The following is a 14256-nucleotide window of genomic DNA, read 5'->3' as shown; positions in this document are numbered from 1 at the left end:
CGTCCTATAAATTCGTAGTGGTTTGTCTTCCAAATAGCGAGATCAGGAAGTCTAAAAAAGAAATAGGATAGAGGTCAAATACCTTCTATATCCCGCATATCTATCAACTTAATGCTATTTCTTTCCAGAGCATTAACTGCAGCTTTTATATCGCTGACCCTCAGGATGAGCAGTGCTTTTTCTGTCTTTGTGACAAAAGCATAGGCATAATCTATATTGATGTTCTCCTTGCCCAGCACATCAGCTATCTTAGCAAGCCCGCCGGGAACATCTTCCATCTCTACTCCAAGCACATTAGTTTCCGAGACCGTGAAACCACTATCATGCAATACCTCATGTGCAAGGTCGGGATCGTCCACAACCATCCTTATGATCCCAAAGTCACCAGCTTCAGCTATGGTGAAAGCCCGGATGTTCACTCCTGCATCCCTGAACTTATCTGCGATGTTTGCAAGCCTTCCAGGCTTATTCTCTGAAAACAGTGATATCTGTTTTATTATCTTGTTTTCCATAGGACCACCATCTGTTCAATTATTTAATGCGGTATCAGTTGTTATAATTTCCTGTTGTCGATGACCTTCTTGGATTTTCCCATAGACCTCGGGAGACTTCCATGATCCACAAGTTCGACCTTCACGGCAAGGTTCAATACTTTATGCAAAGCCGAAGCCACTTTCCCTTCAAGCTTTATTATATCGTTCACCTTGTCGCTAAAGGCAGCGTCGGTCATTTCTATCTGCACGGTCATCACATCAAGCTCGTTAACTCTGTCAACGATGATCTGGAAGTGTTCTCCTACTTCTGGAATGTTCATGAGCACGGACTCTATCTGTCCTGGGAAAACATTGATACCTCTTATGATAAGCATATCGTCCACACGGCCAAGTATCCGCATGATACGAGGATGTGTCCTTCCACATCTGCATGGTTCCTTGTTGAGCACCGTATTGTCACCGATGCGATATCTTATAAGCGGCAAGGCTTCCTTGGCAAGTGTGGTGATCACGAGCTCTCCCCTTTCCCCGTCAGGTAAAGATTCCCCTGTCTTAGGGTCAACTACTTCTATCAGGAACTGGTCTGCCCATATATGGATACCATCCTGATATGTACACTCAGTGAAAAGAGGGCCACTTAATTCCGACGTCCCAAATACGTCATAAGCTTTGATACCCGTGATCTCTTCGATCCTTGAACGCATTTGTTGCGACCACGGTTCGGCTCCGAATATACCGATCTTAAGTTTAGTGTCATCCTTCAGGCTTATTCCCATGCTCTTTGCCACTTCTGTCATGAAGAGGAAATAGGATGGCGTACATGCCATAGTCGTAGTACCCAGGTCTTTCATAAGCTCTATCTGCTTTTCTGTGTTACCGGAACTTGTGGGCAATACCGTAGAGCCCACTTCTTCAGCACCATAATGCAGGCCGAGCCCTCCGGTGAACAGGCCGTAACCATAGCTTACCTGAATAATATCTCCCCTTCCGACACCTATTGAAGTCATGGCTCTTGCAAGTGATGTTGCCCACTCGTGAATGTCATTCTTTGTATATCCGACAACAGTGGGTTTTCCTGTTGTACCTGAAGATACGTGGAAACGGGCAAGCTGTTCATTGGGTACACAGAACATCCCGGTGGGATAAGTGTCCCTCAGGTCTTTTTTATATGTAAATGGCAATTTAGTGACATCTGCAAGGGTTTTGATGTCATCGGGTCTTATTCCTGCTTCGTCGAACCTCTTTCTGTAAAAGTCAGAATGCTCGTAAACGTATCTCACTATACTTTTCAGTTTCTCTTCCTGTAATTTGTTTAGCTCCCCAAGGGGCATTCTTTCGATAAGAGGATTCCAGTATTCTATCATATATTCGCCTCTGTTCATGGAATATGGATATCAGAAGGATTCGCAGATTGATGGATTGGGTTTATTTTCCAATATCATTCTGACACGCTCCTTACATTCGTTCAGTACTTCGTTCATATCTGCCACTACATCTATTCCGGCTGCTCCTGCATGCCCCCCGCCTGTGCCTTCATACCTGAAACTTATCTCTTCCATGATCTTTCCCAGATTAACCCCGGCATTAACAGCTTCCCTTTTGGCACGGCCGCTCACCCGGATCGTGTCATCCCTTTCAGTACCAATGAAAGCTACATCTGCACCGATGTTCAGGAACATAGAGGATGCTGCACCACCAAAGGAGTTAACATGTGAACAAACCACCAGCCAATCATCTATTCTCTCTATTGTGGCTCTGGAGGCACACTTAAGCATTGCTATCCTCATGGATATATCCTGAGGGGTTGCAGCCATCATTTCCAGCACATCTGCGTATTCCACTCCACTGGTAATGACTATTTCCGCAACGTTACGGAAAGTTTCGGCTGTTGCATGCTTAAAATGCCCGGTGTCTGTTACTATACCCGTAAGCAGACCAAGTGCCGTGCGCCGCATGATCGGTGCATCCATACATTTGAGTATATCAAACACTATCTCAGCTGTGGATGTAGCGTTACGGTGCAGGTAAAATTCAGCATTCTCTGTAAGGGCCGTTGTGGAATGATGGTCTATCACGCAAGACGTCCCACGCTAGATATCATTGAGCTGGGAACTGGTGGAAGTATCTACAACCAGAGTGATAACGTATTCAGAGGGATCAGGTTTATCAATAACATCTATTCCCAGCTTATCGATAAGTAGTGCAGCCATCTTATTACAGCCATCTACAAGCCCGACTGTTCCACCAAGTGCTTCGGCAAGTGCAAAGGCGCTGCTAACTGCATCCGGATCGGCGTTCCGGTGACATAGATATAATATCTTATTGAAGTCCAGAAGGCGGTTATAGAACTCTATTTCATCAACCTGCATCGAAACCTCTACTCATCACTTAATAAAGTAATATGAGCATTAAAGCAGAGAGAGAGGGAGGGGAAAGGACAGAGCACTTATTGTGCCTGCTGGCCCATTGACTGCTGTATTTGTTCCTGCAGTTGAGTAAAGCGTTTTGAAATGCGTTCTTCCTGTCTTGAGATAGATTGGACCCTTAAAGATAATGTTTCTATTTTCTCTTTAAGCTTGGAAATAGTTTCCTGCTTTTCAGATTTTATCTGGAGGTCACCTACCGCCCTGTATATTACCGCATCATCTGGAAGTTTTTCAAGTTCCTCAAGAGCAAGTTCAGATTCTTTCTGCAGCGTTTCCATCTGGGATTTCTGAATGGCAAGTGATTGCGCTTGCTGTTGAACCTGCTGCAACTGAGCGATCTGGTTCTGTACTTGAGGGGGTATTTGCGTACTCATGTGGTTTCACCTGAATCTGAATTAACCTTAAATGATTTTAATGTTTCTCTAATTGGACTGCAGTTCCATGCTGGTATGCCCAAGTACTTCATATGCTACCTGTATCAGGCGTAACCAGGTGTTCATTGTGGAACGCAGAGAGACCAGGTCTGATGCGATCACTTTCAATATAAGTCTATCTTCCAGCACTTGCAGAGATATTTCTGATCGCTCAGTGACCGTTGTTCCTATCTCGGGTATCAGGGACCTATAAATGAGAAGTGCTCTGTCAGTTTCAAAGACCGATTCTGCAGTTGCTTCCAATGGATCACCTACCGGATACTTCTAATGTTCAACCTGAAAAGTTCCTGGCCTTCATACATAAAATCGAGTTGATCATTCGATATGTTGAGAACCAGGGGAGAAGCAGGCTCATCAACTAATTCTATTGCAAGTATCTTCGCCAGGATAGGTGCAATATCGGCATGCCCGGTTGCTACAGGCGGTGTTTTAGGAGATACCTTTTTCTGAAGCTTCTTTACAGCAGTTACACTTATCCGAATAGAAATAAGTTCCCTGCCATCCGGCGTATAGAATATCAAGCTTCCGGGATTTCCGTGGTATTCTCCGACTATCAATAATGGCCCAGGAGTATCTTCTATCAGGGAAAGCACTTCTTTCATTCCCATCTTGCCACGGTTGATACTCTCACAATGAAAAAAAGAAGCAAGGTCTTTGCAAAGAGCCCTGGTATTTATTGAAGGTTTACGAGAAGAAGTAATTAACATACTTCTACTCGGCCTTTATTCTTTTGATAGAGGTAGGCCTTTCTTTGACAAGTATGCGATGTCCGCAATAGTCGCAGCGTATACCGAGAGCCCTATAATTTATCTCTACCACTTTTTTGCAGCGTGTGCACTTGTATCCCATAGTTGTTATCACTCACTCCAGGATCTCTGTCGCCTTCTTTACAGAACGGGCAACTGTAAGGCCTACAGGTGTCTGAGGCAGGAATGTGCCGCCGGCAAAAGTATAGCCACATTTTTTACACTGCCAGATGCCTGTTCCTATTCTCCTTACGGTCGGACGCGCACATTTTGCACAGGTGTGGGGCATATGCATCTTTTCTTCAAGATCAGCAACCAGTTTGCGATCTTTCCTACCATATCTCACACCAAATCTCCCTGCAGATCTGGTCACACGTCCTTTCCTTGAATATTTCTTTGCCATGAGCATTCTCCTTGATCTTCAGTATACTGAAATTAACTTTTTATATAAATGACCATTTGCCCTCAGATGTTCAGCAGGTATTTTTCTCTGATCTCTTCAGCTTTAGCACATGCCATGTCCACTGCTTTCAACAATTGTTCCTGTGTCAGCATGCCTTCTCCTGTTTTCTGCATCGCAGAGATCGCACCGTTCTGGTTGGATGATATGGTCAATTTTGAATCTGCTACAGTTTCCTCTGCAAGTCCCGGATCTACCATCAATTCCCCGCCAATGTCCACCAGTGTAACACCTATAGGCATATCTCTGATCGGCATCATCATGTCCTCTCCCTTGCCTTCTCTTTCAGCAGGGACCTTTGAGGTCATGAGGGCAGCGATCGCACCAAGACATGATGCGTCCTGAAGATTGCCATCGTCATTCAGTACATGCACATCTATGAATACGATCCAGACTTCTTCTCCTTCCGTAATACATAACTTATTTAAATCAATTGCGCCTGATTCCCGAATCCCCCTGTCGGTGACCCTTGCCATCTCGATCGCACCTTCTTTTGGGGGTCCTGCTTCGAAGTCCGGTGAAGCAAGCGGGTTCATCTCCAGATTTGTGATGATCACACCTTCGTCAGGTGAATCAGAAAATGGGGCTCCTACCTGCAGTTTGACCCCTACCAGTACCTGGGTCTCTCCTATACACACTTTTGCAGAACCTTCTGCCTTATCAATGACATTTGTCTGCACAGTAATTTTTCGATACTCGTCGAATGAGCGTCCATCATCCCTTTTCCCTTTGAGCATCAGGTTGTAGATGTAATCCTTCTTAAGTGAGGCCATTACTTCACTGCTCATATCTTTCACCTACCTTCTCTGCTTCAGGGTCCTCAGGTTCATCTGTTTTTGACTCTTCATCTTCAGTAAGTTCTGTGAAACCCTCTCCTGAAGTTTCATCAGCAGGCTCAGATACATCTGTTTTAACTACGATCACTTCGATGCCTTCTTCATCGTCAAACTCAGATGTTTCAAAATCCTCTTCTATCAGTTCGATCTCGTTCTGGATATCCTCGGCTTTTTCTTCAGCAACTTCTACCAGGCTTTCTACGACCTCTTCATGAGATGCGAACTTCTTTTTCAAGGCTTCCTTTTGGATCTCGAGGATCTGTCTGCAGCCTTCTGTTGCCATTTCCAGTGCTTTTTTGAATTCTTCCTTTGTAAGATCTCCATCCATCTGCAGAAGGGATATCTCTCCGTCCTGGGTCATGGCAATGGGAAGGTCTGCGTTCCCATAATTGTCCTCATCCTTGTTCAAATCCAGCACCAGCTGTCCATCAACTTTACCTACAGCACATGCCGATATGAGCCCCTTCATCGGAATACCGGCGTCAGCAAGAGCGATGGATGCAGCGTTAATTGCTGCTGTCCTGGTGCCTGCATCAGCCTGCAATACCTCTGCAAAAACATCTATTACTGCACTGGGATAATATTTTGTCATTATGATAGGGGCAAAAGCATCCCTGCTAACTTTTGAGATCTCAATGCTTCTTCGGCTTGGTCCGGGTCTTGCCCTGTCCTCAACTGAAAAAGCTGCCATATTATACCTGTATCTCACTATGGCCTCATCAGGTTTCTGCATCCTGCGGGGATGCAGTTCCCTAGGACCATATACTGCTGCCAGTATCTTGTTCTTACCCCACTCTAAATAACATGAACCGTCAGCCCTTGATAAGACACCTATCTCGATGGTCATGGGCCTGATCTCATCAACTGCCCGTCCATCCAGGCGCAGGCCATTCTCATCAATGAACTTCTCAGGTTTATTAGCCATAATACATTCTCCAATATATACTAAATCTATTTTCTGATCATGTGCAGAACATACAGTAAACTTTCAGTTTTCCTCTGTATCCAGTAGCTGATCTACCTTTCTGCTGGTTTCGTCAACTTTCTCCTGGTCTTCACTGTATTCCTCATCTGCAGAATTTATATCTTCCACAACCTCTTCCTGCCCGATATCAGTGTCTCCAGTTTCTTCATACACAGTTGTATCTTCGGTTTCCTCTTCTACCTGAAGGAACCGGCTGATCTTGTCTGTCAGGCCGGAAGTATGGGATTCACGGATGATCATATCAATAGCTTCTGAAAGCTTATCCATATTCTCGTCTTTACCATTTATCCATATCCTTCCGTTCTGCCCCACGAATATCTCGCAGTCTGTTTCCTTCTTTAACATGGAGACCATGGAACCGTTATGCCCTATGACGCGGGGAACTTTTGTGGAAGGCACTTCAAGCAGTCTGCCCCCTTTGATCTTTCTTAATCCCTTCTCTCGGAGGGTGAGTTCTATCTTCATGGAGGCATCAACATCTTTTATTCTGAGGATAGCACAATCTCCTATGTTAAATATCTCCCTCATCATGGATGATTCCACCCGTCGGGGGTACTCTGATACATGCAACAGGCCATCATAAGGAGAGCCAATATCAAAGATCCAGTTTGAAGAGGTTGTCTCAAAAACAGTACCTATGACAAAATCCTTTCTGGAAGGAATGTACTTCCCAGAAAATGGAATAACAGATATCTTATTCTTTATGTTAGCTACTCCATAAAGGAGGGAATATACTTTTCCCTCCTTTACATAGGTTCCGGAGCCCGAATCATTCGTATTATCAGAAAGAAGTTGACCCGGAACTACAATTTCTCTATCCATTATCTAGCCTCTTATAAAAGTTTAGTTTCAGCATCACCCTTTGTAAGGTGGTTCACAAGACCATAAAAATCGTTCTGCATTCCAGCCGGCATTTTAACAACACCTACCCATGAACCATCTTGCTGCCATTGTTCCTTGACCAAGGTCCCAAACCTGGCGATCTCCCCATATGATTTTGGAGCATATACCGCTGGTACTTTGACTGCTATTTGTACTTCTTCAAAGCGTATAGGTATGATCGGGCGGATAGCCTTCATCACGATCATCACTTGTTCATCTACGGGTTTGAATGGGTCAATATGGACTTTTGCCTCTTCCATGGCCTTCTCTATTCTTGAAGGAGGGTGAGGAGCTTTGGTTTGCGGATTTATTGCATTCTGTGCGATCGTACTGATTATACGCTTTGTCTTCTCGTCAAGGATATGCTTTCTCTGCTCTTTGGTTAACTGAAGTTCTCCATGTAAAATGATCTCCTTTGCAATGATCAGGGCATCCAGTGTGCCAAAGATATTCTGAAGATCGGATTCGGATGCATGTTCCCCCTGTCCAGCATCAGAAAAAATGGATTCGACTGCAATGATCTCTTCGACATTTACTTCATCCCCTTTTTTCAGTGCCAGTGCTCCCTCAGGCTCAACAAAGACCTCATAGTGATTTTTGCCTTTCTTAAGTCTTGCAATAACGCATTCATCAAGAGATACCATTTTATATCCCCCACATTCATACACGAAGTATTTTTATATAACTTTATGTCATTTGAGTCTTTCACTCACCGGCAGCCCCATTGTCGGAAACGGAACCGGCATCCTCTTTTACTTCCTTCTTCTGTTCTTCGAGGACCTTCGACACATATTGCTGGACTTCTTCTTCTGCAAGCTTGCGGAATGTACGGTCCTGTAGTGTAACTACTCCCACTTCCAGTGTTGCAGCATCGATCTTTCCTTCGGTGGACTTGTATAAGGCGGTCATGCCAAGCAGAATTGCTTCATCAATGCTCAGATCCCCGCGGTACTCCGCTTCGAAAACTTCCATGAAAGTGTTCCTGCCTGCACCGATGGCTGTGGCCTTATATTCCAGCAAGGCACCACTGGGGTCACTTTCAAATAGTCTTGGTCTGGTGTCATCCACTCCTGCTATTAAGAGCGCGGTACCATAAGGCCTGACCCCTCCAAACTGAGTGTAGTTCTGTTTGTGATCGCAGATCTTCTTTGCAAGCACTTCAACACCTATGTTCTCATCGTAGGATACTTTGTTGATCTGTGCTTCAACTCTGGCTCTGTCGACCAGTGAACGGGCATCGGCCACCAGCCCGGAAGTAGCAACACCTATGTGGCTGTCTATCTGGAAGATCTTCTCTATGGATTCAGCTTCAATTAGTCTGCTGGTAATTCTTTTATCCACAAGAAGTACAACGCCTTCCTTTGCCTTGATGCCTGCGGCAGTTGTTCCTCTCTTCACGGCTTCCCTAGCATATTCCACCTGAAAGAGCCTTCCATCCGGACTGAATACTGTGATGGCACGATCATAACCCATCTGTGGCGTCATTTGCATATCTAATCATCTCCTATATTAACAAACTATCTATTCTTCGGCTCTGTTCTATGAACATTGTTATTACTTATATATTAATGTGCTCGGGTTCTGATATTGCTGCACACTTATATACTTTTGTGTTGCACCCTTCACAGTTCCCGATATACCCTGTACATGCACTATTGCACGCTGTCCACCAATAGTGGTTATTGTGGCAAGTGCTGCACGGGATCTTTCTTCCATCCCGTGGGAACAGCGCAGTATACCTTTCTGGTTTCCAAAATCAAGCAATCTCACTCCACATTCACTGGCACCTATATCACCATACAGTGACCCTATGGCAGAGAAAATCTCACGTAAAAGTTCTTCTCTGGATACTTCGCGTTCCGTAATTATCTCTATTGCAAGATAACGTTTTCTTTGTCTTAAGCTGGAAGGAAGTGTTTTCAACAGAATTCCTCCTGTTTTTCAGAAGGGACCTGTTCCTCTATGAGTTCCACACCATCCATAATAAAGCCATGAGTCTTTCTTTTTGTTCTAAGGATAGCAGCAGGTATAGCGGTCATGGCATTTATTGCTTCTTCCTTTGTCATTCCGAACAAACTTGCCAATGCAATGAGCTCTCTTGGTCCTCGTATATCATAGATGGACCGTGCACCACTGGTCAGTACCATGTGCACATCGAACTTCCTTGCAAGCATCAGGCGCTGCTCAAGTTCTGAGATCGCATGCAATCTTTTCCCGCCTCTGTATCTTATCAGGGACCCAACATCAAACTCAATGGCAATGCCTCTGTCAGCAGCAGATCTTGCGACCACGTGGTCCAAGCCGCCGTCCTTGATACCAAAAGGCAAAGATAATATGTTCACATTTGCGGCTTCAACTGCTGAACGGTTCAGTTTGTCCGTTCCTCCCTCTACCATCACAAAATCGACTTTTTTAGCGTAGTGGCTGATCTGGGAGTGGAGTTTAGAAGGATTCTCTTCATGTATCTCCACTCCATGTACAAGATCAAAAAAAGAATTACGGGGGCCAGTATATGGTGCCAGTAATCTGCTATTTGTTACTTGTGCTATTCCTGCACCATTAAAGCCAAAATGTGTTGCAAGTGAGAGGAATCTTTCCATTGCCTGGTCATCTTCAGGAAGGTAACGGATGCAAAGATCATAATACCTTTCAACCAAACAACTCCTCCACTATCTTCCCTGCCATTTCCCTGTTCTTTGGATATGTTTCTATCTTCACTTTAGCAGTTATAGCATCAGAGGATGAAACAATTTTCACACGGCCCATGTAAGCTTCTTGTTTATCGAACCTCAGGTGGAATACCTGGTCATCATCAAGCCTGTCGGGCATTTCATTTCGAAGGATCTCAATATCTTCCAATGTCATATTATTGTGGACGAACTCTGAGAAGGCCATTGTATCATGCTTACGGGTAAGCTGTATACTGAAAATCGTTATTGGATTTCCATAGTGTCCTTCAGCTTCAGTAGTATCGACTACCTCTGACAATGGATCAGGGTCCTTATTCCTTAAAGAATTCTTTAAAAATAAACCCAGGGCATCCATGACCCTGGATCTTTCTTCCGTCGAGTGCGCTATCACTCGCAAATTTATATGATGGATCACTTGCCCCTGTTCATGTTAGACCTGATACTGGGCCGGTTCTTCTCGGTTCCCGTACCACGTTTACCCATGCCTCTGCCCTTTACACCGGCACTTGTCTTTCCACGGAAAGCACGCCCCTTCTGACTATTGTTGCAGATCCAATTAAGATTATTATCGTTCTTGATCACGGGGTGGCTGGGGTCCACAAGGATCACTTCGTACCACTTGGCTTTGCCATCCTCTCCTACCCAGTAGGAGTTGAGGACTTCCATGTTCGGGTATTTTCTGGACGCACGCTCTTCAGCAATTCTCTGGATACTCTTGCCTGCAGTGGTCTTGTTCTTACCCATGTTGTGGCTGCGCCTTCCGCGGACATATCTTTGATTTCTGCGGCTTCCTCTTCTTACCTTTGCACGCACCACTATTATCCCCTGTTTAGCCTTGTATCCAAGGGACCTTGCACGGTCTATACGGGTAGGCCTTCTGATCTTTACAATGGAACCCTGTTCTCTCCATTCCTGAAGCCTTTCCCACCTAAGATCCTTGACATAAGTTTCATCAGGGTTCTTCCAGGCATCTCTTATATATCCATAAAAAGATTTTGACAATATGTTCACCTTGTTTCATTTTCAGTTTCACGGTTCAACCCATTTTGGGCCACATTCCCACGGGATAGCTCCCGAATGAAACGAAACTACTACGCACATGATATGATTTAAATGTTTTTGCCAAATGCCCTTTTAAATCATACTTCCAATTCTTATGTCATATTTAATTTTCTGGCCGCTGGTCCAGATAAGCTGAGGCATTCTTCAGAGTTTCGGTCATAGTAGATATATTTTGCATTATCTTCTCAATATATGCTATATTCTCTGTTTCAGTTTCCTGTTCGAGAAGTACCTGCATATAATCCTGTATCTCAGTAACCGGACCCATCAGACCCTGGTTGAGCACGCCAGTAAACTTTTCTCTCATTTCATTCAAATTCAGCAACAGATCATCTTTCATCCTGAGTTCAGTGATGTCCTTTCCGGAACATATCAATGCCTCTATATTTCCATCACTGTCATAGATAGGGGACTCGCTCCAGCTAACAATTATTGTCCCTCCGTCCTTTTTAAGGATCTTTCTCTCAAATAAATGTGGAGTTTCGATCTTCTTCGTTATGATATCTCTGAATTTTTCTTTTTCCTTCTCTCTTTCTTCCTGTAAGGCCAGCACATCGAACATATTTTGGCCAATAAGTTCAAACTCATCATAACCGAGGACTTCATTTCCTGTACGGTTAATAAGGTTTATCTTTTGCTCGCGATCCACTACAAGCATTAGCACTCCGGCCACATCGATACACTGATATGCATAATTACGTTCAGCAAGTATCCGGTCCTGAAGATGTTTTATTCGCGTGAGGGATTTTACACGGGTCACAAGTTCGAGCCTATTTACGGGCTTACTTAGGAATTCGTCTGCACCTGACTCAAGGCCTTTGATCTTCTCATCCTTGCCTGAAAGCGCTGTTACCATTATTATAGGTATGAATTGTGTTTCCACCGATGTCTTCAAGACCTTGCAGACCTCATATCCGTTCATATCGGGCATCATTACGTCAAGTATTATTACCGAAGGCTTTTCGGATCTGGCTTTCTCAAGCGCCTCCTTTCCATTATAAGCTCTGATTATTTCATAATCTGTCTTGGGATAAAGTTCCATGAGATCTACGATAGCCGGCTCATCATCAACTACTAATACCCTGTCAAGATCTGATCCTATCATGGTAACCTCTCGTAAATCTGTTATTCAGGGAAGACTGTATAGCTATTTTGGATTTGCTATTATCAAATATTACGTTCCCTTCGGAGTATATATATTTGTGTGTCATTTTTTTAAAGATCTTAATACCGTCTATATCTTTTGACACGCTATTCCCAAACATACTATTGTCCATCCTTCAAACAACTTATTCCCTCATAAAGTACATATATATTTCAATAAGTAAATAAGTATCGTATTACCTAAAAGTTCGGAAGTAGTAAATACCTTTTGCCCGACATATCATGTATCTGTCAAACTGCTACTTTTATAAAAAATGGGGTTGGTGAGATTTGAACTCACGATCGACGGGTCTCTCCGAACAAATGCTTCTCAGCATCCTGAGCACATATCAGTGCTCCAACGGCTCCTCACCGATAAGTCCCGTCGGACATATCTCAGTAGACCCGTTGTTCATCATCTATCCGCTGGAGCCCGTCGCCATGCCGGGCTAGGCCACAACCCCAGATAGGTTTATCCCCTGAATACATCTTATCACTGATATATCTATCGGTAATTGCTCTCGGATTTACTGGGCATTTCCTATACTCTTATCAGGCGTCAATACTCTGTTTATTTGATCAACTGTTTAAAATAATATGAAAAATTGTATGCCTGTATTTCTAAATACTTTTAAATAATATTAATTCGTACTATAAGTGGGTTAGGAAGAGAGAAAGTAAAAGTTGCATTAGAAATCTTATGTTCTAAAAGAACTGCAAAGAACTCTGTCTTCAGAATTGGTTATCTAAATTCACTTGCTCTTTCCTATCTACCACAATTTATGGAGAGAATATTGTGGCACTTGCCAGCAACAAAAACGTATGTTCCATTGAGGACCAACACTTTAAGGGTGGATCTCTGAAAAACAATCTGAGTACGAAAGTCAAAATATGCAATTTTTGCCGAACACCTATGAAAAAGCAGGTGATCGGCTCAAATGTTGTTTACTATTGTAAGGAATGTGGATCTACCCGATCCACATAAATCTCCTTTTTTATTTCTGTATCCTACTTTACCCTCTCAATATCGCCATACTCTGAGAGTTTTTCACAGAGCATTTCTATCTCAGCTCTCAGCTTTTCGGCAGGGATACCAAGCATCTGTGCAAGGTATATGGCTCCACCTGCACCTACTCCTTCTTTTACGAACCCTGCCTCGTATTGTTTCAGTCCCTGCAGACGCGAATGGCCAAAATCGGGATCTGTGGCATATGCTTTTGCATTCAGCTTGTCTGCGATCGCAGCAAAGTGAGCGGAAGTGTCATTCATCACATAGCAAGTTGTTACAATGGTAATGTTATCAGCCCTATATCCAAGATGTTTGATCACGGCAAACACTGCTGCCATCTGAGTGCCACCTGCAAGGATCACTGGTATATCTTCAAGCCCTGTGGCTATCCCCGCCACTGCTGCCATCATAGGATCACCCACGCATCTGATCGCTTCCATGGGATCGTTACGCAGGTCTCCCGGTTTTATCCCGGAAGACTTCAGTGCATCCTTTACAACCTGTTTCTTAAGCTCAAGAGGGTTTGTGGACGCACTGCTGCTGACATTTCCATCATAGCCAAGGGCTGTTAGGACCGCATTGGCAGTAGTAGTGCCCGCAGGTATGCTCTCCCCTATCATGACAAAGTCATATTTTTCCCTTAGCTCCCTGCCCAGGCTGAAACCACGCTCAAAGATACCCTGGGCATCAGGAACAGCAATTGGTTCACGTATATCTTTTCCAGGTGAACCTCCAATGTCTCTCAGCGGTACTATTTTTGCGGGGAGGATCTTCAATCCTGCATTAACGAGCATGTGTGGCACGCCGGTCATATCCAGGGCCACCCGGGTAATAAGCGCAGGCGTAGGCGTGTCATAAGGCGGTGTCATGGGCAGAATTGGTATGTCCACCACCATGCCGGTTTCAAGGACCTCGGCATCTCCAGGCGGTGTATAGTCAGTAAGTTTTGCTGTCTTACCGGCAGCTGAGAGGCCCTCTATGTAGGCCGTTTCAGTATTTGCCAACACGCACAGGAACAATGGTCTTTCAGGCATCTTCATATTTTCCGGTGATGGTCCTTCCATGATATACCCTCTTTTTCAGTAAAAA

18 protein-coding genes, 1 tRNA gene and 1 pseudogene are annotated in these 14256 nt (G+C 44.2%); all 20 read right to left on the bottom strand.

The window, feature by feature from the left end; translation table 11 throughout:
- Positions 1–74: 74 nt before the first annotated feature.
- Entirely contained in the window at positions 75–512 is a 438-nt protein-coding gene (locus AB7U21_RS00300; protein WP_333786411.1) for an ACT domain-containing protein, read from the bottom strand.
- A gap of 41 nt (positions 513–553) precedes the next feature.
- Positions 554–1858, bottom strand: a complete 1305-nt coding sequence (locus tag AB7U21_RS00295) for a phenylacetate--CoA ligase family protein (protein WP_428386366.1) — start codon at positions 1856–1858, stop codon at positions 554–556.
- Positions 1859–1888: 30 nt separating this feature from the next.
- Positions 1889–2863, bottom strand: a pseudogene (locus tag AB7U21_RS00290) (DHH family phosphoesterase).
- A 77-nt stretch (positions 2864–2940) separates the two neighbouring features.
- Positions 2941–3294: a prefoldin subunit beta gene (locus AB7U21_RS00285; RefSeq protein WP_333786413.1), complete on the bottom strand. Its 354-nt coding sequence runs from the start codon at positions 3292–3294 to the stop codon at positions 2941–2943.
- A 48-nt stretch (positions 3295–3342) separates the two neighbouring features.
- Positions 3343–3597 (bottom strand): KEOPS complex subunit Pcc1, encoded by a 255-nt coding sequence (locus tag AB7U21_RS00280; protein ID WP_333786414.1) that lies wholly within the window; start codon positions 3595–3597, stop codon positions 3343–3345.
- A gap of 8 nt (positions 3598–3605) precedes the next feature.
- Positions 3606–4061 carry an rRNA maturation protein gene (locus AB7U21_RS00275; RefSeq protein ID WP_428386363.1) on the bottom strand — a complete coding sequence of 152 codons (456 nt, stop codon included), beginning with the start codon at positions 4059–4061 and terminating at the stop codon, positions 3606–3608.
- A 4-nt stretch (positions 4062–4065) separates the two neighbouring features.
- A complete protein-coding gene (locus AB7U21_RS00270; protein WP_292353231.1) occupies positions 4066–4203 on the bottom strand; it encodes a DNA-directed RNA polymerase subunit P in 138 nt (45 codons plus the stop codon).
- A 12-nt stretch (positions 4204–4215) separates the two neighbouring features.
- Positions 4216–4503 carry a 50S ribosomal protein L37ae gene (locus AB7U21_RS00265; protein ID WP_292353232.1) on the bottom strand — a complete coding sequence of 96 codons (288 nt, stop codon included), beginning with the start codon at positions 4501–4503 and terminating at the stop codon, positions 4216–4218.
- 62 nt (positions 4504–4565) lie between these two features.
- Positions 4566–5357: an exosome complex protein Rrp42 gene (rrp42, locus tag AB7U21_RS00260; RefSeq protein ID WP_333786416.1), complete on the bottom strand. Its 792-nt coding sequence runs from the start codon at positions 5355–5357 to the stop codon at positions 4566–4568.
- Complete coding sequence (rrp41, locus tag AB7U21_RS00255) at positions 5338–6321, bottom strand: exosome complex exonuclease Rrp41 (protein ID WP_333786417.1); 984 nt, start codon at positions 6319–6321, stop codon at positions 5338–5340. The genes rrp42 and rrp41 overlap by 20 nt, the downstream gene beginning before the upstream one ends.
- Positions 6322–6384: 63 nt before the next feature.
- Positions 6385–7203, bottom strand: a complete 819-nt coding sequence (gene rrp4 / locus AB7U21_RS00250) for an exosome complex RNA-binding protein Rrp4 (protein ID WP_428386360.1) — start codon at positions 7201–7203, stop codon at positions 6385–6387.
- An 11-nt stretch (positions 7204–7214) separates the two neighbouring features.
- Positions 7215–7907 (bottom strand): ribosome assembly factor SBDS, encoded by a 693-nt coding sequence (locus AB7U21_RS00245; RefSeq protein ID WP_333786419.1) that lies wholly within the window; start codon positions 7905–7907, stop codon positions 7215–7217.
- Positions 7908–7968: 61 nt separating this feature from the next.
- A complete protein-coding gene (gene psmA, locus AB7U21_RS00240) occupies positions 7969–8754 on the bottom strand; it encodes an archaeal proteasome endopeptidase complex subunit alpha (RefSeq protein WP_333786420.1) in 786 nt (261 codons plus the stop codon).
- Between the two features lie 63 nt (positions 8755–8817).
- Positions 8818–9186 carry an Rpp14/Pop5 family protein gene (locus AB7U21_RS00235; RefSeq protein WP_333786421.1) on the bottom strand — a complete coding sequence of 123 codons (369 nt, stop codon included), beginning with the start codon at positions 9184–9186 and terminating at the stop codon, positions 8818–8820.
- The gene (gene rnp3 / locus AB7U21_RS00230; protein WP_333786422.1) at positions 9183–9920 is read right to left on the bottom strand and encodes a ribonuclease P protein component 3; all 738 of its coding nucleotides are present in this window, start codon (positions 9918–9920) and stop codon (positions 9183–9185) included. Before rnp3 ends, AB7U21_RS00235 begins: the two co-directional genes overlap by 4 nt.
- Positions 9913–10344, bottom strand: coding sequence for an RNA-binding protein (locus AB7U21_RS00225; protein ID WP_333786505.1), 432 nt, complete (start codon positions 10342–10344; stop codon positions 9913–9915). The genes rnp3 and AB7U21_RS00225 overlap by 8 nt, the downstream gene beginning before the upstream one ends.
- A 20-nt stretch (positions 10345–10364) precedes the next feature.
- A complete protein-coding gene (locus AB7U21_RS00220; RefSeq protein ID WP_428386357.1) occupies positions 10365–10955 on the bottom strand; it encodes a 50S ribosomal protein L15e in 591 nt (196 codons plus the stop codon).
- 163 nt (positions 10956–11118) lie between these two features.
- A complete protein-coding gene (locus tag AB7U21_RS00215) occupies positions 11119–12120 on the bottom strand; it encodes a response regulator (RefSeq protein WP_428386355.1) in 1002 nt (333 codons plus the stop codon).
- Positions 12121–12434: 314 nt separating this feature from the next.
- Positions 12435–12622, bottom strand: a tRNA-Trp gene (locus AB7U21_RS00210).
- Between the two features lie 544 nt (positions 12623–13166).
- Entirely contained in the window at positions 13167–14231 is a 1065-nt protein-coding gene (gene cobT, locus AB7U21_RS00205) for a nicotinate mononucleotide-dependent phosphoribosyltransferase CobT (RefSeq protein ID WP_333786425.1), read from the bottom strand.
- Positions 14232–14256: the final 25 nt, after the last annotated feature.

This window comes from Methanomethylovorans sp. (genome assembly GCF_050177135.1).
In the GTDB taxonomy this organism is placed as follows: domain Archaea; phylum Halobacteriota; class Methanosarcinia; order Methanosarcinales; family Methanosarcinaceae; genus Methanomethylovorans.
This window is presented reverse-complemented; position numbering and strand designations above follow the sequence as displayed.